General features: G+C 62.9%; 19 protein-coding genes. 11 read left to right on the top strand and 8 right to left on the bottom strand.

Going from position 1 to position 18368, the window contains the following annotated elements; genetic code table 11:
* The first annotated feature begins 164 nt into the window (after window positions 1–164).
* From ACYP5B_RS11495 to ACYP5B_RS11485, 3 genes are all read left to right on the top strand, one after another.
* Window positions 165–1070: a LysR family transcriptional regulator gene (locus tag ACYP5B_RS11495; RefSeq protein WP_459569675.1), complete on the top strand. Its 906-nt coding sequence runs from the start codon at window positions 165–167 to the stop codon at window positions 1068–1070.
* 44 nt (window positions 1071–1114) lie between these two features.
* The gene (locus ACYP5B_RS11490; protein ID WP_459569674.1) at window positions 1115–1468 is read left to right on the top strand and encodes a cation:proton antiporter domain-containing protein; all 354 of its coding nucleotides are present in this window, start codon (window positions 1115–1117) and stop codon (window positions 1466–1468) included.
* 122 nt (window positions 1469–1590) lie between these two features.
* Window positions 1591–2175: a TetR/AcrR family transcriptional regulator gene (locus ACYP5B_RS11485; protein WP_400102892.1), complete on the top strand. Its 585-nt coding sequence runs from the start codon at window positions 1591–1593 to the stop codon at window positions 2173–2175.
* Between the two features lie 30 nt (window positions 2176–2205).
* Here ACYP5B_RS11485 and ACYP5B_RS11480 read toward each other — a convergent pair whose 3' ends face one another.
* The 4 genes from ACYP5B_RS11480 to ACYP5B_RS11465 are packed head-to-tail and all read right to left on the bottom strand — an operon-like array spanning window position 2206 to window position 8930.
* Complete coding sequence (locus ACYP5B_RS11480; RefSeq protein WP_400102894.1) at window positions 2206–3615, bottom strand: efflux transporter outer membrane subunit; 1410 nt, start codon at window positions 3613–3615, stop codon at window positions 2206–2208.
* Entirely contained in the window at window positions 3602–6766 is a 3165-nt protein-coding gene (locus ACYP5B_RS11475; RefSeq protein ID WP_400102896.1) for an efflux RND transporter permease subunit, read from the bottom strand. The genes ACYP5B_RS11480 and ACYP5B_RS11475 overlap by 14 nt, the downstream gene beginning before the upstream one ends.
* A 4-nt stretch (window positions 6767–6770) precedes the next feature.
* Window positions 6771–7985, bottom strand: coding sequence for an efflux RND transporter periplasmic adaptor subunit (locus ACYP5B_RS11470; RefSeq protein ID WP_400102898.1), 1215 nt, complete (start codon window positions 7983–7985; stop codon window positions 6771–6773).
* Between the two features lie 21 nt (window positions 7986–8006).
* Entirely contained in the window at window positions 8007–8930 is a 924-nt protein-coding gene (locus tag ACYP5B_RS11465) for an alpha/beta hydrolase (protein ID WP_400102900.1), read from the bottom strand.
* 161 nt (window positions 8931–9091) lie between these two features.
* Here ACYP5B_RS11465 and ACYP5B_RS11460 point away from each other — a divergent pair, with 161 nt between their 5' ends.
* Window positions 9092–10069 (top strand): LysR family transcriptional regulator, encoded by a 978-nt coding sequence (locus tag ACYP5B_RS11460; RefSeq protein WP_400102902.1) that lies wholly within the window; start codon window positions 9092–9094, stop codon window positions 10067–10069.
* Window positions 10070–10072: 3 nt separating this feature from the next.
* Here ACYP5B_RS11460 and ACYP5B_RS11455 read toward each other — a convergent pair whose 3' ends face one another.
* The 3 genes from ACYP5B_RS11455 to ACYP5B_RS11445 form a co-directional block, all read right to left on the bottom strand.
* Window positions 10073–10639, bottom strand: a complete 567-nt coding sequence (locus ACYP5B_RS11455) for a TetR/AcrR family transcriptional regulator (protein WP_459569673.1) — start codon at window positions 10637–10639, stop codon at window positions 10073–10075.
* A 292-nt stretch (window positions 10640–10931) separates the two neighbouring features.
* Entirely contained in the window at window positions 10932–11144 is a 213-nt protein-coding gene (locus ACYP5B_RS11450) for a hypothetical protein (RefSeq protein WP_400103832.1), read from the bottom strand.
* Between the two features lie 342 nt (window positions 11145–11486).
* The gene (locus tag ACYP5B_RS11445) at window positions 11487–12071 is read right to left on the bottom strand and encodes a TetR/AcrR family transcriptional regulator (protein WP_459569710.1); all 585 of its coding nucleotides are present in this window, start codon (window positions 12069–12071) and stop codon (window positions 11487–11489) included.
* A gap of 136 nt (window positions 12072–12207) precedes the next feature.
* On the opposite strand from ACYP5B_RS11445, the gene ACYP5B_RS11440 reads away from it, so the two are divergent.
* The 5 genes from ACYP5B_RS11440 to ACYP5B_RS11420 all read left to right on the top strand — a co-directional run bounded on the left by ACYP5B_RS11440 (window position 12208) and on the right by ACYP5B_RS11420 (window position 15773).
* Complete coding sequence (locus tag ACYP5B_RS11440) at window positions 12208–13092, top strand: NmrA family NAD(P)-binding protein (protein WP_459569672.1); 885 nt, start codon at window positions 12208–12210, stop codon at window positions 13090–13092.
* Window positions 13093–13193: 101 nt separating this feature from the next.
* Complete coding sequence (locus ACYP5B_RS11435) at window positions 13194–13718, top strand: MarR family winged helix-turn-helix transcriptional regulator (protein WP_459569671.1); 525 nt, start codon at window positions 13194–13196, stop codon at window positions 13716–13718.
* Window positions 13719–13826: 108 nt separating this feature from the next.
* Window positions 13827–14327, top strand: coding sequence for a YybH family protein (locus tag ACYP5B_RS11430; protein WP_318232132.1), 501 nt, complete (start codon window positions 13827–13829; stop codon window positions 14325–14327).
* A 13-nt stretch (window positions 14328–14340) separates the two neighbouring features.
* A complete protein-coding gene (locus ACYP5B_RS11425; protein ID WP_400098759.1) occupies window positions 14341–14646 on the top strand; it encodes a hypothetical protein in 306 nt (101 codons plus the stop codon).
* A 65-nt stretch (window positions 14647–14711) separates the two neighbouring features.
* Window positions 14712–15773 carry an alkene reductase gene (locus ACYP5B_RS11420; RefSeq protein ID WP_459569670.1) on the top strand — a complete coding sequence of 354 codons (1062 nt, stop codon included), beginning with the start codon at window positions 14712–14714 and terminating at the stop codon, window positions 15771–15773.
* 418 nt (window positions 15774–16191) lie between these two features.
* Here the strand turns inward: ACYP5B_RS11420 and ACYP5B_RS11415 are convergent, their stop codons facing one another.
* Window positions 16192–16755, bottom strand: coding sequence for a PadR family transcriptional regulator (locus ACYP5B_RS11415; protein WP_400098756.1), 564 nt, complete (start codon window positions 16753–16755; stop codon window positions 16192–16194).
* A 276-nt stretch (window positions 16756–17031) separates the two neighbouring features.
* Between ACYP5B_RS11415 and ACYP5B_RS11410 the strand changes: the two genes are divergently transcribed.
* Complete coding sequence (locus tag ACYP5B_RS11410) at window positions 17032–17937, top strand: NmrA family NAD(P)-binding protein (RefSeq protein WP_459569669.1); 906 nt, start codon at window positions 17032–17034, stop codon at window positions 17935–17937.
* A 25-nt stretch (window positions 17938–17962) separates the two neighbouring features.
* Window positions 17963–18319 (top strand): YciI family protein, encoded by a 357-nt coding sequence (locus ACYP5B_RS11405; protein WP_400098753.1) that lies wholly within the window; start codon window positions 17963–17965, stop codon window positions 18317–18319.
* Window positions 18320–18368: the final 49 nt, after the last annotated feature.

The following is an 18368-nucleotide window of genomic DNA, read 5'->3' as shown; positions in this document are numbered from 1 at the left end:
TGCCAGTCCAGGTGGACTTTAGCGGGCACATCTGGGCTGCTAACGCGCCACGGACTAGGGTTTTCCCCCAATAGTGGCCAGGCGTTCCGGCAATGTGGCAACAAAAAAGCTGATACGCTCAGTCCAATCTAACAAATTTATTGATACCGAATCGATCACTTGGCATGGACCTCAAACAGATCCAGTACTTCATTGCGCTGTTCGAAGACGGCTCCGTCACGCGCGCGGCCAAGCGGCTGAATATCGTGCAACCGGCGCTGAGCATGCAGATCGCCAAGCTGGAAGAAGAGTTCGGACAGAAGCTGTTCGATCGCATCCCGCACGGGATGGTGCCGACAGCGGCCGGCCGCATGATGTACCGGCTGTTCCTGCCGATCACGCGGGACCTCGCCAATGCACGGCAGCAACTTATGCAACGCGAGGAGCAGGTGGCCGGCAGCATCTCCATCGGCATGGTGGCTTCAGAAACGGAAAGCGTGCTGGTGGGGTCGCTGGTGCGCTTCAACGCGCGCTACCCGAATGTGGAGGTATCGGTGGCGGACGGCTTCAGCGCCACGCTGATCGACCTGGTCTCCGCCGGCCAGCTCGACGCGGCCGTGGTGCATAAGCCCCGTGGCAAGCTCTCGCTCCATGTGCAATCCCTGCATGACGAGGAAATGGTGCTGGTTACCAGCGCCGAGCATGGCCCGGAACTGCCGGCAGCGGTGGAACTCACCAAGCTGCCGGGGCTGGAGCTGGTGCTGCCCACCAAGCGCCACGGCTTGCGCGGCGTGCTGGATGCGGCCACGCAACTGGAAGACGTGACCCTGCAGCCGAAGTTCGAGATCGACATCCTTGGCACCATCGTCCAGTTCGTCGAGGCCACGCGCTTTGCCACGGTGCTGCCGCGCATCGTGGTGCAACGCGCGGTGGACGAGGGCCGACTGCGCATGTACCCCATCCTGGCGCCGCGCATCGTGCGCCACCTGGTGTGCGTGAGCCATCCGCAGCGCCCGCTCAGCACGGCCGCCGATGCGCTGATCGCGATCGTGGCCGAGGAGATCCGGAGGGTGTCCGGCACCGCCGCCTGATCCGGGCGCGGCGGCCCTGGCTACCCCTGCCCTAACCGACCACGGTGGTAGTGCTGATCCCGTTCTTCTTCCTGATGACGGGCCTGCGCACGGACCTTACTACGGCCGGCGCCGACGCGCTGGTGGTGTTTGCCGTCGCCACGGTGGTGGCCGTGGCCGGCAAGATGGCCGGTACCGCACTGCCCGCGCGCATGGCCGGCCTGGGGCGGCGCGATGCCTGGACGCTGGGCGCACTTGTGCAGACCAAGGGGCTGATGGAAGTGGTGGTGCTGGCGATCCTGCTGGAAAACAGGCAGATCGGCGCGGCAGCGTTCTCCGGTCTCCTGCTGATGGCGCTGGCCACCACCGTCGTGGCGAAGCCGCTGACGCTGGCCGCGCTGCGGCTACGCGCCGACTGATTGCCGCGCGTCACGCGAACGGCATCGGGTATCGCCCTGCGTCTTTAGTCCTGCGCCTTTAGTCCTGCGCCTTCAGAATATCCGTTAGAGTACGTGTATTGCTGCCTTGACCCGGAACGCCAATGGGACACTCACAAGCCTCGAAGCAGGCCACGCACGCGCGCATCGTCACGATCGCCTCGCAGCGCCTGCGCATGCACGGTCTGCGCGGCATTGGCGTGGCGGACATCATGGAGGAAGCCGGGCTGACCGTGGGCGGTTTCTACAAGCACTTCGCCACGCGCGAGGCGTTCGTGCGCGAGGCGATGGCCGAGGCGTTTCTCGACACCGACCATTGGACGCGACGCGCCCGCGCCGACTTGCGGCAGGCCATCCGCGTCTACCTGAGCGAGTCGCATCGCGATGCGCAGGCAACGAGTTGCGGCATCGCGGCGTTTCTCAACGAGGCGGGCACAAGCGGCAGCGAGGCCCGCGCGCTCTACACCGAGCGGCTACGACGCCTGCTCGCGCTGATCGCCTCGGGGCTGCCGCCCGACGCTGGCGACCGGGACGCCCGGGCGATGCTGATCTACAGCGCCTGTGTCGGTGCCCTGACGATGTCGCGTGCGGTGTCGGACCCAAAATTGTCGCGCGAACTGCTCAACACGGTGGCCGCTCAGCTCATGGCGCTGGCCGCACCGCGCGACACCGCGCCTCCCGACGCCTGACGCCCCGCCCGGTTTCCCCCGACCTTTTCGTTATTGCGCCTGCCATCCGCCGCCGGCCGCGGCAAAGATCCGCACCAGCGACTTGCGCAGATTCGCATCCGATGCGGCCTGGCGTGACTCGGCATCGAGCAGGTCGCGCTCCGCCACCAGGACATCGAGCAGGCCAACGTAGCCTTGGCGGAACTGCTTCTGCGCCAGCTCGGCGGCCTTGCGGTTCTGCGCCACGCCGGCGGTCAGCGAGGCATTGCGCGCATTCTCGTTGATGTAGCCGGATAACGCGTTCTCCATGTCCTCCAGCGCATCGAGCACGGTCTGCTGATAGGTCAGGTATGCCTGGGTCTGTCGTTGATCGGCCGCGTCGATCTGCGATCGGATACGACCGAAATTGAGCACCGGCTGGATCAGCCCGGCCCCGATGCCCCATGGCGTGGACGAGAACGGCGTGGCATTCTGCGCGCCGAAGAAGGCCGTCAGCGAGATATTGGGGAACAGCTCCGCCACGGCAGCCTTGCGCGCGGCGATACTGGCCGCGAACTGGCGCTCGGCCGCGCGTACGTCGGGCCGCTCCCTCAGCACCGTTGCCGGTGCGGACACCACGATGTCCTGGTCGATCGGCTGCCATGCATGGGCATCGGACAGCGACGGGGCCAGCGACGAAGCCAGCGTACCGGGCGTGCGGCCAAGCAGGTTCGACAGCCGGTTCATTGCGCCGTCGTACCCGGTGCGCAATGCTGGTAGCAGCGACTCGGTGGCCGATACCTGCGCGGCGGCACGCTGCACGTCGAAGTTGCTGGCCAACGCGCCACGCATCTGCGCCTGGATCAGCTGCAGTGTGCGGCGCTGGCTGTCCAGGTTCCGTTGCGTGATGTCGATCTGTTGCGCATAGTTGCGCAGATCGAAGTACGTGCGTGCCACTTCGGCCAGCAGCGCCACGCGTACCGCCTGCTGGCTGGCATCGGCCGATTGCAGGATTGCCGTTGCCTGCGCGGTGCGCGCCTGGTTGCGCCCGAACAGGTCGACCTCCCACGCGGCTGAGATGGCAACCTGGTTGATCGTGACAGGATGGTCGTTGGTCAAGAAGCCACGGTTGCTGCGTTCGCTGCTGGCCGTCGCATTGACCTGGGGCGCCAATGCTGACTGCGCCAGCAGGCGCCCCGCGCGCGCTTCCTCCACCCTCGCCCTGGCAATCGCCAGCGACTTGTTGTTGGCCAGCGCCTCGGCGACCAGCCTGTCGAGCGCGGGATCGCGGAACCGCGCCCACCAGGTCTGGTCCACGCTGGTGCCGGCATCGCCGGCCAGATAGCCGCCGCCCTGCCCGTCCGTCAGCTTCGCCCATTGCGGCGCGGGATCGATGCCCGACGATTGCGGCCCCACGGGCGCGGTGCATGCCGCCACCAGCGCCACCGCGGCCAGCGCGATGATTCGCTCAAGCTTCAACATGGTGATGTACCTTCTCGGTCTTGGTGATGCGCTTCTCCAATGCACGCGCCATCACATAGAAAATCGGTGTCAGGAACAGGCCGAAGAACGTCACGCCGATCATCCCGAAGAACACCGCCACACCCATCGCGTGCCGCATCTCCGCGCCGGCACCATGCGACAGCACCAGCGGCAGCACGCCCATGATGAATGCGATGGACGTCATCAGGATCGGCCGCAGCCGCAGGTGCGCGGCCTCTATTGCCGCGGCGAACGTCGACTTGCCGTGGATCTCCAGTTCGCGTGCAAACTCGCCGATCAGGATGGCGTTCTTGCACGCGAGTCCAATCAGCACGAAGAAGCCGATCTGCGTGAACAGGTTGTTGTCGCCCTTGGTCAGCCACACGCCTGTGATGGCCGAGAACAGGCACATCGGCACGATCATGATGATCGCCAACGGCAGGAATACGCTCTCGTACTGGGCCGTCAGCACCAGGAACACCAGCAGGATGCAGATCGGGAACACGATCAGCGCGGTATTGCCGGCCAGGATCTGCTGGTAGGCGAGTTCGGTCCATTCGAACGTCATCTCGCCGCTCAGCGTCTCGTCCAGGATCCGGGTGATGGCCGCCTGGGCCTGTCCCGTGGAGTACCCCGGTGCGGGACCGCCGTTGATGTCCGCCGAGCGATAACCGTTGTAGCGCGACGCGCTCTCCGGCCCGCTTGTATCGGTGATCCTGACCACCGCGCCCAGCGGCACCATCTCGCCTTCGTTGTTGCGTACCTTCAGCTTCAGGATGTCGTCCCGCGACGAGCGGAAGTCCTTGTCGCCCTGCGCGATCACCTGGTACGTACGCCCGAACTTGTTGAAGTCGTTGACATAGAGCGACCCCAGGTAGATCTGCATGGTCTTGAAGATGTCGTCCACGTTGATGCCCAGCTGCGACGCCCGGGTGCGATCCACATCGGCAAACAGCTGCGGCGTGGTCACGTTGTAGGTGCTGTACACCCTGGCCAGTTCAGGCGCCTTGCGCGCTTTGTCTAGCACGGCGCTGACGGTCTTGCTCAGTTCCACGTAGCCTGCGTCGCCGCGGTCCTCGATCTGGAGCTTGAAGCCGCCGGTATTGCCGAGCCCCTGCACGGGGGGCGGCGGAAACGCTGCAATGAACGCATCCTTGATACCCGCGAACTTCTGCTGCAGGCTGCCCGCCATCGCGGGTCCCGATGCGCCGACCTCGCGCATTTCCTCAAAAGTCTTTTCGCCCAGGAACACCGTTGCCGACGACGAGCTGTTGATGAAGCCGTTCAACGACAGCCCAGGGAACTGCACCGCGTTGCGGAAGGCGGGTTCCTTTGCGGCGATCTCGGTCATCTGTCGCACGACCGATTCGGTGCGGTCCAGCGTGGCGCCATCGGGCAGCTGGATCAGGTTCACCAGATACCCCTTGTCCTGGATCGGCACGAAGCCGCCGGGCACCTTGCTGAACCCGAGCACCGTGGCACCCAGCAGGACCACGTAGATCAGGATCGATCCGCGCTTGCGGTGCAGCGCGCGCTTCACGCCGCCGCTATATGCGTCGGAACTTCGCTGGAAGAACCGGTTGAAGCGCGTGAAGAAGCCGCCCAGCAGCCGGTCCATTGCGCGGGTCAACTGGTCTTTCGGCGCATCGTGGCCGCGCAACAGCAGCGCCGCCAGCGCCGGCGACAGCGTCAGCGAGTTGAACGCGGAGATGACCGTGGAGAACGCGATGGTCAGCGCGAACTGCCGATAGAACTGCCCGGTCAGCCCGCTGATGAACGCAATCGGCACGAAAACGGCGCACAGCACCAGCGCGATGGCGATGATCGGCCCGGTCACTTCCTTCATGGCCTTGATCGTGGCTTCACGTGGCGCCAGGCCGCTGGCGATGTTGCGCTCCACGTTCTCCACCACGACGATGGCGTCGTCCACCACGATACCGATCGCCAGTACCAGCCCGAACAATGACAGCGCGTTGATCGAAAAGCCGAACACATGCATCACCGCGAACGTGCCGACAACCGAGACCGGCACGGCCAGCAACGGGATGATGGCGGCGCGCCAGGTCTGCAGGAACAGGATCACGACCAGCACCACCAGCACGATGGCTTCGAGCAGCGTGTGGGTAACGGCCTTGATGGAATCGCGCACGAATGTGGTCGGATCGTAGGCGATGCGGTACTCGAGCCCCTTCGGAAACCGCTTGCTCAACACCTCCATCTTGGCCCGCACGTTGTTCGATATCTCGATGGCGTTCGCGCCAGGCGACTGGAAGATCACCAGCGCCAGGGCCTGCTTGTTATCGAGCTGGGCGCGCAACGCATAATCGCTGGCCCCCATCTCAATCCGCGCCACGTCCTTCAGGTAGGTCACCACGCCGCCATCGCGCTTGACGATGATGTTCTCGAACTGGTCGATATCGGCCAGCCGCCCCTGCACGTTCACGGGCAGCTGGATCTCGACGTTGTCCTTGTACGGCGCCCCGCCGATCACGCCTGCGGCCACCTGGATGTTCTGCTTGCGGATGGCGGCCACCACATCCTCGGGATTCATGTGCCGCTCGGCCACCTTCTGCGGATTGAGCCAGACACGCATCGCGTAGTTGCCCGCGCCGAACAGGTTGATCTGGCCGATACCGCTGATCTTCGCCAGTTCGTCCTTCACGTTCAGGAGCGCGTAGTTGCGCAGGTACAGATTGTCGTACTGGTCGTTCGGTGAGACCAGGTGAACGACCATGGTCAGGTTCGGCGAGCTCTTGATCGTGCTGACGCCGAGCTGGCGCGTCACGTCCGGTAGCCGGGGCAATGCCTCGTTCACGCGGTTCTGCACCAGTTGTGTGGCCAGGTCCGGGTCGGTGCCGAGCTTGAACGTCACCGTCAGCGTCATCACCCCATCGCTGGCCGCCTGCGACGACATGTAGAGCATGTTCTCCACGCCGTTGATCTGTTCCTCGAGCGGCGTGGCGACGGTCTCGGCAATCACTTTCGGATTGGCGCCCGGAAACTGCGCACGCACGACCACGGACGGTGGCACGACCTCCGGATACTCGGAGACCGGCAGCTTCGGAATGGCGATCAGCCCGGCCAGGAAGATCATGACGGAGATCACGGCCGCGAAGTTTGGCCGGTCGACAAAGAATTTCGAGAGATTCATGGTGTCACTCCGCCAACGTGGCCGGTGCGGCGTGCCGCGCGGATGCGGTTTTTATCGTTTCCGGCGCCGCCTCGGTGGGCGCGACCACCACATCGGGGCGGACGAACTGCACGCCCTTGGTCACCACGCGGTCCCCCGCGTTGAGCCCGGCCAGAATGATATGGCGGCCGTCGATGCCGGCGCCCAGCGTGACCTCGCGATATGCGACCTTGTTGTCGGGACCCACCACGAAGACGAACTTCTTGCTCTGGTCACTGCCCACCGCCACGTCCGGCACCATCAGTGCGCGCGTGTCGGCACTGTCGGCCAGGCTGATCGACACGGACATGCCCGGCAGCAGCGCCCCATCCCGATTGGCGAACTTGGCCCGGGCGCGGATCGTGCCGGTATTCACGTCGATGCTGTTGTCGAACGTATGGATTTTTCCCTGATACACGTGATCGGTATCGCCCTGGATCTTCATGTCAACGGGAATCTGCTGCTCCCTGCTCAGCGTGTCGGCCTTGGCGCGGATCGAGCGAAGGTAGCTTTGCTCGTCGACCTCGAAGTCGGCATAGATGCCGTCATTCGAGACAATGCGGGTCAGCACCGGCGTGTTGGGCCCCGGCTGCACCAAGTTGCCGAGTGTGACTTCCGCGCGGCTGATACGCCCCGAAATGGGCGCCTTGACGTAGGCATGGTCCAGATTGATGTCGGCCTGGCGCAAGGCGGCGTCCGCGGCCTGCACCGCGGCCTGCGCGGTCCGGTATTCGTTGGCCCGCTGGTCGTGCAGGCTCTTGGGAATGGCATCATCCGCAATCAGCCCCTTCGCCCGCTCGTACTCGGTGGTGGAAAACTCCGCCCGCGCCTTCGCGGCGGCCAGATCGGCCTTGGCGCGCGCCACCGCCGCGTCATAGGGACGCGGGTCGATCACGAACATGATGTCGCCGGTCCGCACGGTCTGGCCATCGCGGACCCTGACCTCGACAATGCGCCCGCCCACCTCGGGCCGCACCAGTGCTTCGTCCACGGACTTCAGCCGGCCCGAGAAACTGGTCCAGATGCGCACGTCCTCCGGTTGCAGCGACTGGACGGTCACCTGCGTGGGCGGCGGCGCGGTGGGCGCGGCCGCGCGCGTGTCGTTCAGCACCCCGCTTGCGGTGAAGCCCGCCGCCACCACGGCGGCGCCGATGCCAGCCACCACCGAGGGGCGACGGAAGATTGATCTGCGATGTTCCATGACTTCACTCCTGCGAAGATCCTATTTGGGATCTCTGAGATTAGTGGGATTAGCGGGATAGTCGGATTGGTGTGATTCGGGGGGGCGCTGGGGCCGCTGGGGGCGGCGGGGGACAGGCGCGGATTTCGATGCATCGAGCCTGCGCGCGAAGAACGCCGCCACGTCGGCGAGTGCGGGAGCGTGGGTGGCAATCGAGCAATGCGAGGCTTCCGCGTAGCGCGTGGTCTCGGTCGGGACGCCCGCGGCGATCAACCCGCTCGCATAGGTTTCCGCTTCGATATGGCAGACGTCCTGCGCGGCGCTGACGATCAGCGTGGGCGGCAGGCGCGACAAGCGGCGCGATTCAAGTGGCGCCACATACGGATGCAGTTGCTGCAGCACGTCGGGCAGGTAGGCGCGGTACGCCATGGCGCAGTCGCTGGCTGACAGGTCCACGTCATGCAGGCGGGCGATATCGGCCAGCCGCGTCATGCTGGGGTCCAGCAACGGTGCCAGCAAGGCCTGCGCGCGCAGCGTGAAGTCCTTGCGGTCACGCGCCATGGCGGAAATGCCCGCGGCCAGGTTCCCGCCAGCATCGTGACCGGCGATACCCATGCGGCGCGCGTCGATGCCATATTGCCTGGCGTTGGCCTGTGTCCAGAGCGCGGCCAGATAGCCGTCTTCGAGCGGTACCGGGAACGGGAAGCGCGGCGAGAGCGAATAGCCCACGGCCACCACCACGGCCGACGTGGCGCGTGCAAGGGTCGAGGCAGCCACCTCGGCCCAGTCGAGGTTGCCCTCGACAAAGCCGCCGCCGTGCAGGTAAAGGATCACGGGCAACGCCTCGGTGATCCCGTCGGGGACGTGAACGCGCAGGGGAATGCGCTGCGCGTGGCCAATGATGCTCACGCTGTCCACGTGGACCGATGACGTGGAGGAGGATGCCTTGGATGCCTTCTGGGCCATGACTGATTGCGCTGACGTGCAAATGCTGCGATGCACGTAGTCTGGTACATTGCCGCCATCTGGTAAACGCCTATAATCCAGAACACAATTTGGCGTCACCAAACAATCCGCCGCGAAACAGGCTGCAGGTTCCGCGCGGCGCACTAAGGAAGGGCAGTACGATGGACAAGGTCCAGGCCATGGAAGTCTTCACCCGCGTGGTGGAGATGAACAGCTTCTCGCGCGCGGCGGAGGCGCTGGGGCTTTCACGCACCTCCGCCACCACGATCATCCAGAGCCTCGAAGCGCATCTGCACGTGCGGCTCATCAACCGGACCACGCGGCAGCTCCGGCTGACGCCAGAAGGAGCCGACTACTACGAGCGTTGCATGCGGATCCTGGCGGAGATCGCCGAGACCGAGGTGGCGCTGACGCGCTCGGGCCAGGGGCCGATCGGCAAGCTGCGCGTGGAAATGCCGGCGTCGATCGGGCGCACCATTCTCATGCCCCGGCTCCACGCGTTCCACGAGCGCTATCCCGACATCGAACTGGTGGTGGGCTTTGGCGACAGGATGGTGGACTTGATCCAGGACGGTGTGGACTGCGCGATACGCGCGGGCTCGCTACAGGATTCAAGCCTGATCGCGCGTGGCCTGGGCGACATGCACATGGTCACCGTAGCCAGCCCGACCTATATCGCGCGGCAAGGCCTGCCGCGCACACTGGCGGACCTCCAGCATCACACCGCGATCCACTACTTCTCCAACCGCACCGGGCGCACGCTGGACTTGAATTTCATCATCGATGGCAATCCGGTCGAGGTTGGCATGCGCGGCCATATCAGTTTCAACGACGCCGATGCCTACGTGGCCTATGGCCTCAGCGGCGCCGCCATTTTCCAGCCGCCCCGTTTCATGGTGCAGGAACATCTGCGCACCGGCGCACTGGTGGAACTGCTGCCGCAATGGCGGCCACGCCCGTTTCCAATCGCCGCCATCTATCCGCAAAGCCGGCATCTGGCGCCGAAGGTACGCGTCTTTGTCGATTGGGTGGCGCAGATCTTCGAGGACTGCCCGCGGATGGCGGCAGGTGATGGCTGCGAAGCGCTGCGTCGGACGGCCGTGCCCGAAGACGCCGCAATACGCGAGCTGGTGCTTTAGGCTTCAGGGCTGTGGCGTGCCCAGGCGGACAAGACCGTCTGCCACTTGGTCCAGCAGGTCGCGTGACAGCGTGGGATCGTCAGCGGCACGTGCCAGGCCCATCGCGCCGACGCTCGCAGAGAGCTGCAGGACGGCCATCGCGCGCGCGTTGGCATGCCCCTGCGCGGCCAGCAAACCTTCTAGGAAGTCGAGCATGCGCTTGACCTCAGCGGTATAGGCATCGCGGGTCACGTCGTCCGCGCGCGCGGCATCATGCACCAGTGCGACGAGCGGACACCCACTGCCTGGCGTGTCGCGATGCGCCACGCTAAGGTAGTTTCGCACTGCACTGGCAATATCCTGCGACGAGGCCGCCCAGGTATCGAGGCTGCGCGCGGCCTCATGGACCGCCTCGGCCAGTATGGCCTCGCGCGAGGCGAAATGCCGGTAAAACGCGGCCGGTGTGATGCCCGCCTCGCGTGCGATCTCCGCTAGTCCGACGCCAGAAAACCCGCGTTCCCGAAAGCGTCGCGCGGCGATCTCGAGAATACGTTGACGGGTGGATGCTTTGGCGGCCTGCGAATGACCCATGTATGTTCGCTTCCAGTCGTATGAAGAGCGCCGGAGCGCATGGCCGATGCTGGCATGATCCTGCCCGGAATACAATATCCCGGGTTACGCCCCCCTGCAGCCCCTGCGGCCCGCGTGGCGCGCCATGCCCACGTCGCGAGCACGGGTGACAGACAGTGTTATGGTTTGTCCATCGGCGCGCCGGCCTGGACTGGCCCCGCGCCTTGCGCGTTCCAACTGCTCCAATCCTCGGCAGGCCATCATGGCCAGCGCAATCCTTCTCGAAAACATTCACGCCAGCGCCCAGCAAATGCTAGCACGCCACCGGATCGACGTCGCCACGCAAGGCAAGGCAAGGCCCTGGCCGGCGAGCCGCTGCTGCATGCACGAGCGCTGGATTCTTTGCCGCGTAGCCATCCCCAAGGTGCTTATCGATATCCTGCTTGGCCTCGTACAGATAGCTCGCTGCGGTCGAACTGGCTTGGTCCATCAATGTGGTGAAATCGGCTTCGATATAGTGGCTCATGGTCGAGGCCGCGTCCGGCGGCTCTAGCCGATCGCGGCGCCGGGGGAACGGCGGCTATCGGTTCGCAAAGCAGCCATAGCGGCTCTCGATGTTATCGGGCAGCTTTGGGTCGGAAGCGGTCGACTGGTGTGTCAATCAACCACCTCAACCACCTCATCAACCGCGGCCGGCGACAAATTCGGAGAGGTAGACCCAGCCGCCGACCTTCTTGCCCTTGGCGATCACGCTCACGGCATCGACGAGTCGATTCAATAGTTCAACCAGACGACCGCATCATCTAGTCGTTCACCCGGGAATCTAAAGGCATGTGAGTCCGCCGGTTTGAAGGAAAACCAGGCTCGCTCAGCGCGCGCGTGCTGTCGACTTTGTCCTGCTTGACCTTACTTGTGTGTGTGGAGGGGGCGGCCACGCCGACATAGCGATGTCAATCATGCGATCGAGCGCGTCCGTACACGCGCCGGCCTGCGGCAAATTCAAAAGTGCCTGTAAGACCCCAAGGTAGTGCCACGCGAGTGCGTCAACGTCCGTGTCCCTCGGCAATTCACCATTCGCTATTCCGTCGCGCAAAACGCCTGCAATCACCTCGCGCTGAAGACCAGCGCTTGCTCGCGCAGATGCTTTCCCCTCCGCTGTGAGGTCCACCATCTCTGCGCAGCTTCGCGATATCAGGCAGCCCGCTGGGCGCTGTAAGTCTGGGGGCGCTGGCAAGTAGGCACGTAGGATTGCCTGGAGACGGCCTCGCGCAGTATCTGCTTCGACCCCGTTCATCCGCTTGAGCACTCGCTCCGTATATGCTGCAAGTGCCTCCAGGAAGAGACCGCCCTTGTCACCAAATCGTTGGTAGAGGCTGGAACGGGCCAAGCCCGTCGCCTCGGTAAGGTCTTTGATTGAGGCCACCGCATAGCCGTGGCGCCAAAAGACCTTCATGGCCGCATCGATTACGGCCGCTTCGTCGAATTGCGGCTTTCCGCTCATTGATTCCTCACTGAACAACTTGACAAACTGGAACGAAAGTTCCAACATTATTGGACCGTTCGTTCCATGATACATCAAAGGACCCTTCATGACTGTCAATTCAACCGCCAGGTCTCAAAGACCACGCATTGCTATCGCCGGAGCTACCGGCCGCGTCGGTTCCACGTTGATCGGCCTCCTTGCCTCGGAGCCTGCCGACGTCGTCGCTTTGACCCGCAACCCAGATGCGGCAATTCTGCCCGTCGGGATGGCAGCAGCTAAAGTTGACTTCGATGAACCGCGCACACTCGTAGACGCGCTTCAAGGTATTGACCGGCTGTTCGTCTCGCACGGCACATCATTGCAACAGGTGGAACATGAAATTGCACTGATTGATGCCGCGGTCGTCTCGGGCGTCAGTCACATCGTCAAGCTCTCGGCGTTTGGGCCTCCAACCCGCTTGAACCCGATGTCCTGGCACATGCAAATCGAGGCACATCTAGCCATGCAATCTGTCGCGTCGACTGTATTGAGACCATCTGCATTTGCGGACGTCCTCAAACGGTCCGCCGCTTATATCGCTATAGACTCGTGGGCAGGTGCTGCTGGCAATGGGCGGATTAATTTTATCGATACGCGCGACGTCGCCAGAGTGGCACGCGTCGCTTTGCTTGAGCACGTGGAACCTGAGTCTCAGCGGGTCTATCACCTCACGGGCCCACGTGCCATGACTATGCATGAAATTGCGGACGAACTTTCAAAACTGCTGGGCCGCAAAGTCAATTACGGGGAGCGGACCTTTGAGCAGCAGCGAGAGCTTCTGCTGGCAGAAGGGCTGCCGGCGTTCGTCGCAGATTTGCTTGTCGGTCTCGACCAGGTGTTCCGCGACTCAGCACTGGGCGAAACGACCACGACTGTCCAGGAGGTGACGGGAGAAGCTCCTTTGCCTTTGACCCGCTGGCTTGCAGAAAACGTCGCCATTTTCCAGAAGTAGAGCTGCCGCCTGTGCGCTCTGTCCGACAGGGTCGAGGCAGCGCCATATTCGGGCACTGGGCCCGGCCATGCTTCATCAGCCCTTCGCCACATTGAAATCAGTTGACCATAGTCTCATATGCCCATAATGTTGCTTCCAATGCCTTATCCAACATTCGATCCAACATGACTGCGTCTCGGTTCGCAACCAATCCTGGTGTATGTAACAACACTGCTCTGCGCAAAGCCGCGCGGCGCCTGACTCGCTTTTATGATGCCTGCATGGCGGAAACCGGTTTGCGGACCACGCAATACACGATCTTGAGCCTCCTTGCCGCCCGCGGGCCCACGACAATGGCCGCGCTTGCCGACCTGTTGTCAATGGATCGGGCAACGATGGGACACAACCTTCGCCCGCTCGAGCGCGACGGACTGATCACGATACAAGTTGGGCGCGAAGACCGCCGGGAGCGTGAAGTAGCGTTGTCTACCCTAGGCGCCAAAACAGAGGCGCAAAGCAAGCCATCATGGATGAAGGCGCAAACACGCTTTGAAAAGGAGTTTGGTAAGGAGGACGCGTTGGCGATGCGGCGATTGATGGCTCGGATCGCGCAACTGGAGTTGACCATCGATCAAGAGACTTCCTGAGGTCAAGGGCGCCACATCTGCCACTGACGTCCCAGCGACATGCGGCTAGAGTATCCCGTTCTCTCGCCGCAAAAAAATCGCGTATACGGGCATATGAGACTATCTATCATGCGTAATCGAACTTCGTTCGTGCGTCACAACCTCCTTTCTGCATTTTCCTTTTCGTTACTGACTGCCGTGACTTCCGCGCACGCTGCCGAAGTTACCGCAACCGATACGCAGGAGATTCATGACTTGTTCCTGCGTCAGGCCGACGCCGAAACGGCCCATGACATCGACGCCCTGGACGGCATGCTGGCGCACGCTGTTCCAGGTCAACCGGACCCAGTATCGTTCGTGGCTCGCGCATATCGCTTCTGGGGCAGGGATGCCGTCATGGAGCACTTCCGCAAGACCTTCACGGGCACGTGGCGGTTTGAACCGGACCAGAGCGCCATAAGCATCATCCCCTTGAACGGCGACACGGTGCAGATCTATGCACCTACTCGCATCACACTCGGAGCAGCCGGCCAACCCGCCAAGACGGCGACGTTTCTGATCAACGAGTTTGTGATTAGGACGCCATCCGGCTGGAAGATCTCGGCGGTTGTTCCGGTTCCGGCCGAGTGAATGGGAGATGCACATGTGCATACAGAAAACACTCGCTTCATTCATCGCAGTTGTAACCCTTGCGACCGCCAATGCGACTGCGCACGCCGCAGCGACGCATCGTTTCACCGACAAAGACAGGCAAGAGGTCAAAGACGTCGTTCTCCGGCAGGCAGCTGCCGCTACCGCGCATGAAATTGTGCGTATTCCGCGCTTGCTCGAAAGCGATGGGGGCATTTCCCCCGACGACGTATTCGACGCACTCGCCCCTGTACCAAATGAGAGCTTTTCGTTCGGCCGTGGAATCGCGCAAATTGCAGACGCCGCGCCGACATGGTGATCCATTCAGCAATCGAAAGTACGACTCAGATTCGGGCCTATGCCCGTCAGGAACGGAGAACTTGTATGCCTACACTTTTTGACCCCATCCAGATTGGCGACCTCACGTTGCCAAATCGCATTCTCATGGCGCCGCTGACCCGTCAGCGTGCCGGTGACATTCGTGTACCCAATACGCTGATGGCAAAGTACTACGCGGAACGTGCTTCGGCCGGCATGATCATCAGCGAGGCCACGTCAGTGACGCCTCAAGGTGTTGGCTATGCAGCGACACCGGGCATCTGGTCAGAGGAACAGGTCGAAGGATGGAAGCTCGTCAGCGAAGCCGTTCATGCAGCAGGCGGCAGGATTTTCATGCAACTCTGGCACGTTGGCCGTATTTCCGACCCAGTGTTTCTGAACGGCGAATTGCCGGTCGCGCCGAGCGCGGTCGCAGCGCTTGGTCACGTGAGCCTCGTGCGTCCAAAGCGGCCGTACGTTACGCCGCGCGCTCTCGATTTGTCGGAAATTGCCGGCCTCGTCGAGGCCTATCGCAAGGGCGCTGAAAACGCGAAGGCCGCCGGCTTCGACGGCGTCGAGCTTCACGGCGCAAACGGCTACCTGCTCGACCAGTTCCTGCGGGACGGCACGAATCACCGTACCGACGCCTACGGCGGATCAATTGAAAACCGGGCACGCCTGCTTCTTGAAGTCACTGACGCGTGCATCTCCGTATGGGGAGCAAACCGTGTCGGCACGCACCTCTCGCCACATGGCGAAGTGCACTCGATGGGCGAATCCGATCCCGCCGCAACCTTCGGCTATGTCGCGCGCGAACTCGGCAAGCGCAAGATCGCGTTCATTGTTGCGCGTGAACCGCTCAGTGGGAGCCGTCTCGGCCCACAACTGAAGGCAGCATTCGGCGGGCCGCTCATCGCAAACGAGAAATTCACGAAGGAGACCGCACAACAGGTACTCGACGCGGGTGAGGCCGATGCCGTCGCCTGGGGCCAGCTATTCATCGCGAACCCCGACCTACCGCGCCGTTTTGAACTGGGCGCGCCGCTGAACACGCCTGATCCCGCGACCTACTACGGTGATGGCGAAACCGGCTACAGGGACTACCCCTCACTGCAATCAGCTGCCTGATCTCGCGCAGAAGCTCGTGAACTAACGAATAGGGAATTGCAATGAATTCGGATAAGCAAATCATTGTTGCGCCTGCCGGTGCCCAAGGGCTCCAACCGACTCTTGTTTTCATTCACGGGTTTCTGGACGCAGCGATCGCCTGGGACGAAGTCGTAGCAGCCCTCGGCGAACGGGCAACCGATGCAGTATGCGTCGATCTCCCGGGTATTCCACAGCGCATCGCGTGTCCTTTGGGCGATTGCGTATTCCCAGTTACACCGCCGCTGCCTGACTCGAGCAAAGCTTGCTCGGGAGGCGGCCGAGATTCACACGTGAAGTTTGGAAATCACTCATATTCCCATCGTTGTGATTCTTCAAAAAAGGCATCTCTATGTATATGCACACAAAGCCGTTCGCCCGGCCTGAATTCGGCCGGGCATCAGGCCAGCCTGCGAGCAATCATTTCCGCCACCTCGTCACACCACGCGATATAGGCCTGTTCCGCCAGCACGCCGCGGCGTGTCACCAACAGCGGTCCAAGCTGCTGCTCGGTCAGCACGGCCTGCCTTGCGAGAAAGAACTCAAGCTGGGCCTGGTGGTCCGCACGCACCTCGCGGATCTGCTGCAACGCCATCTCGCGCGGCAGCAAATCGAAGCACAACACCCGCAGTATCTGTTCGTCCTTGATGGCCGGGCGCGGTGAGCCCTTCGCCACCCAAGCCGTCAGCTTCTCGCGTCCGGCAACGGTCATGCTGTAGATCGAGCGTTCCGGCCCGCGCGTTCCCGGCAAGCGCTCCGATTTGATGAGTCCATCCGTCTCCAGTTCTCGCAAGGCCGGGTACACCGAGCTGTGCTCAACCGACCAGCAATGCTGGCCCGCCATCTGCAGCCATTTGGTCAGTTCATAGCCGGAACGCGGCTGGCTATGTATCCCGGCAAGAAGAACATGCTTCAGCGGCTTTTCCTTGCTTGCCTTGGCTTCCTTCAGATCACTCACTCGCATTGCTCCTTGATTGTGCATCAGCGCGCACGCGGAATGACTATGTTTTTTTTGACATAGTCAAAAAGGCGTGGCACTATGTATTTTTCCACATACTGAATTTTACCCTATTCCCCGGGCAGCGACTGCGCCAGGCGTCGCAGCGTCGACCGGGTGCGGCCAGTCCGCCGTGTCGCCGCCTCTGAGCGCCAAGGTTGCCTGGTCGAGGCGGCGCCGGCGGGTGCCGACAACATCAGCTACACCGGCTTCATTTTGATCATTGATACAAGGAAGAGAATCATGTCCCAAGAAACCATCCTCGTCACCGGCGCCGCCGGCAGCGTCGGCTCGACCGCGCGCGCGGCTATCGCCATCCTGCTGGAGCAAGGCCATCGCGTACGCGCCATGGTGCGCAAGCTGGACGCGCGTGCCGACATGCTGCGTGACCTGGGCGCCGAAGTCGTGGTCGCCGACATGCTCGACATCGTTACCGTGCACGCGGCCATGCGAGGCTGCTCCGTGGTGTATTTCACGATGTCGGTTACGCCCACATACCTGGAAGCGGCCGCCACCGTCGCGGTCACAGCCAAAAGCCTGGGTGTGAAGGCCTTCGTCAATCTGTCGCAGATGACGCTGTCGCAGATGAGCGAGACAGAGACCACCGGCAGCCCGCAGCAGCAGCAGCACTGGCTCGCAGAGCAGATGCTGCGCTGGTCCGGCCTGCCGGTGGTCTACCTGCGTCCAACCGCATTCTTCGAAGGCTTGTTCCTGCCGGCGGCCAGGGGCATCCGCGACGACAATGCGATCCGCCTGCCGTTCGCCGACGGCAAGACCTCGCCGATCGCCGCCTCCGACGTGGGGGCTGCCGCCGCTGCTGTGCTGGCCAACCCAGCGCCGCATGTCGGCAAGATCTACGAATTGACCGGCCCGCAGTCGCTGACGATGGCCGAGATCGCACAGGAGTTCAGCGACGCTCTGGGCCGCACCATCCAATACGTCAACGTCCCACCGCAGATCTGGGAGGCCAAGCTCCAGGAGTTCCAACAGCCGGCGCATCTGATCGCACACTTGGTCGTCATGGCCCAGCTACATCGCGACAACCGCTACGACCGCATGAGCGACACCTTCGAGCAGTTAGTCGGCCGTGCCCCGATTTCCGCCGCCGAATTCGCTCGCCGCCACGCGGCCGCGTTCACGCCTGCCTGATCCTCCCTTTTAAAAGGAAGCAATGATGGAATTCTTTCTCGCTTTTCAACAGGCACCGAACGTCGATGAAATCCACGCCGATCCGCTCAAAGGGCAGCAAGTCTCGCTCGCGTGGAAACAGTATATGGGCGCCATGGCGGCCGCCGGCGTCATGCGCGCCGGCACGCAACTCGATCCGCGCAACGCCAGCACCGTGCGGGTGCGGGACGGCCAGCGCCAAGTCCAGGATGGCCCATCCCCGGAAGGGCACGCACTGTTTGGCGGCTTTGTGGTGATCAATGTCGAGACGCTGGAAGAGGCTTTGAACTGGGCCGAACGCAGCCCCAGCTCATCGGCCGGATACACGGAAGTGATCCCGGTCCTGCCGATCATCCGCGCGTAGGCGCGCATCAGCGCTTGCATATGGCACTGTCATCGCCCGGCCATTGTCG

It is taken from the genome of Cupriavidus sp. 8B, from assembly GCF_054589115.1.
Note: the sequence above shows the minus strand (reverse complement) of the source record. Positions and strands in the feature narration are given on the sequence as shown.

Bases quoted from the DNA above. Each gene is read 5' to 3' on its own strand.
- ACYP5B_RS11465 (WP_400102900.1), bottom strand. From the start codon at position 8,930: ATGGCCCAGAAGGCATCCAAGGCATCCTCCTCCACGTCATCGGTCCAC.
- ACYP5B_RS11485 (WP_400102892.1), top strand. From the start codon at position 1,591: ATGGGACACTCACAAGCCTCGAAGCAGGCCACGCACGCGCGCATCGTC.
- ACYP5B_RS11455 (WP_459569673.1), bottom strand. From the start codon at position 10,639: ATGGGTCATTCGCAGGCCGCCAAAGCATCCACCCGTCAACGTATTCTC.
- ACYP5B_RS11415 (WP_400098756.1), bottom strand. From the start codon at position 16,755: ATGCGAGTGAGTGATCTGAAGGAAGCCAAGGCAAGCAAGGAAAAGCCG.
- ACYP5B_RS11460 (WP_400102902.1), top strand. From the start codon at position 9,092: ATGGACAAGGTCCAGGCCATGGAAGTCTTCACCCGCGTGGTGGAGATG.
- ACYP5B_RS11495 (WP_459569675.1), top strand. From the start codon at position 165: ATGGACCTCAAACAGATCCAGTACTTCATTGCGCTGTTCGAAGACGGC.
- ACYP5B_RS11445 (WP_459569710.1), bottom strand. From the start codon at position 12,071: ATGAAGGTCTTTTGGCGCCACGGCTATGCGGTGGCCTCAATCAAAGAC.
- ACYP5B_RS11425 (WP_400098759.1), top strand. From the start codon at position 14,341: ATGTGCATACAGAAAACACTCGCTTCATTCATCGCAGTTGTAACCCTT.
- ACYP5B_RS11480 (WP_400102894.1), bottom strand. From the start codon at position 3,615: ATGTTGAAGCTTGAGCGAATCATCGCGCTGGCCGCGGTGGCGCTGGTG.
- ACYP5B_RS11450 (WP_400103832.1), bottom strand. From the start codon at position 11,144: ATGAGCCACTATATCGAAGCCGATTTCACCACATTGATGGACCAAGCC.
- ACYP5B_RS11410 (WP_459569669.1), top strand. From the start codon at position 17,032: ATGTCCCAAGAAACCATCCTCGTCACCGGCGCCGCCGGCAGCGTCGGC.
- ACYP5B_RS11475 (WP_400102896.1), bottom strand. From the start codon at position 6,766: ATGAATCTCTCGAAATTCTTTGTCGACCGGCCAAACTTCGCGGCCGTG.
- ACYP5B_RS11405 (WP_400098753.1), top strand. From the start codon at position 17,963: ATGGAATTCTTTCTCGCTTTTCAACAGGCACCGAACGTCGATGAAATC.
- ACYP5B_RS11420 (WP_459569670.1), top strand. From the start codon at position 14,712: ATGCCTACACTTTTTGACCCCATCCAGATTGGCGACCTCACGTTGCCA.
- ACYP5B_RS11440 (WP_459569672.1), top strand. From the start codon at position 12,208: ATGACTGTCAATTCAACCGCCAGGTCTCAAAGACCACGCATTGCTATC.
- ACYP5B_RS11470 (WP_400102898.1), bottom strand. From the start codon at position 7,985: ATGGAACATCGCAGATCAATCTTCCGTCGCCCCTCGGTGGTGGCTGGC.
- ACYP5B_RS11430 (WP_318232132.1), top strand. From the start codon at position 13,827: ATGCGTAATCGAACTTCGTTCGTGCGTCACAACCTCCTTTCTGCATTT.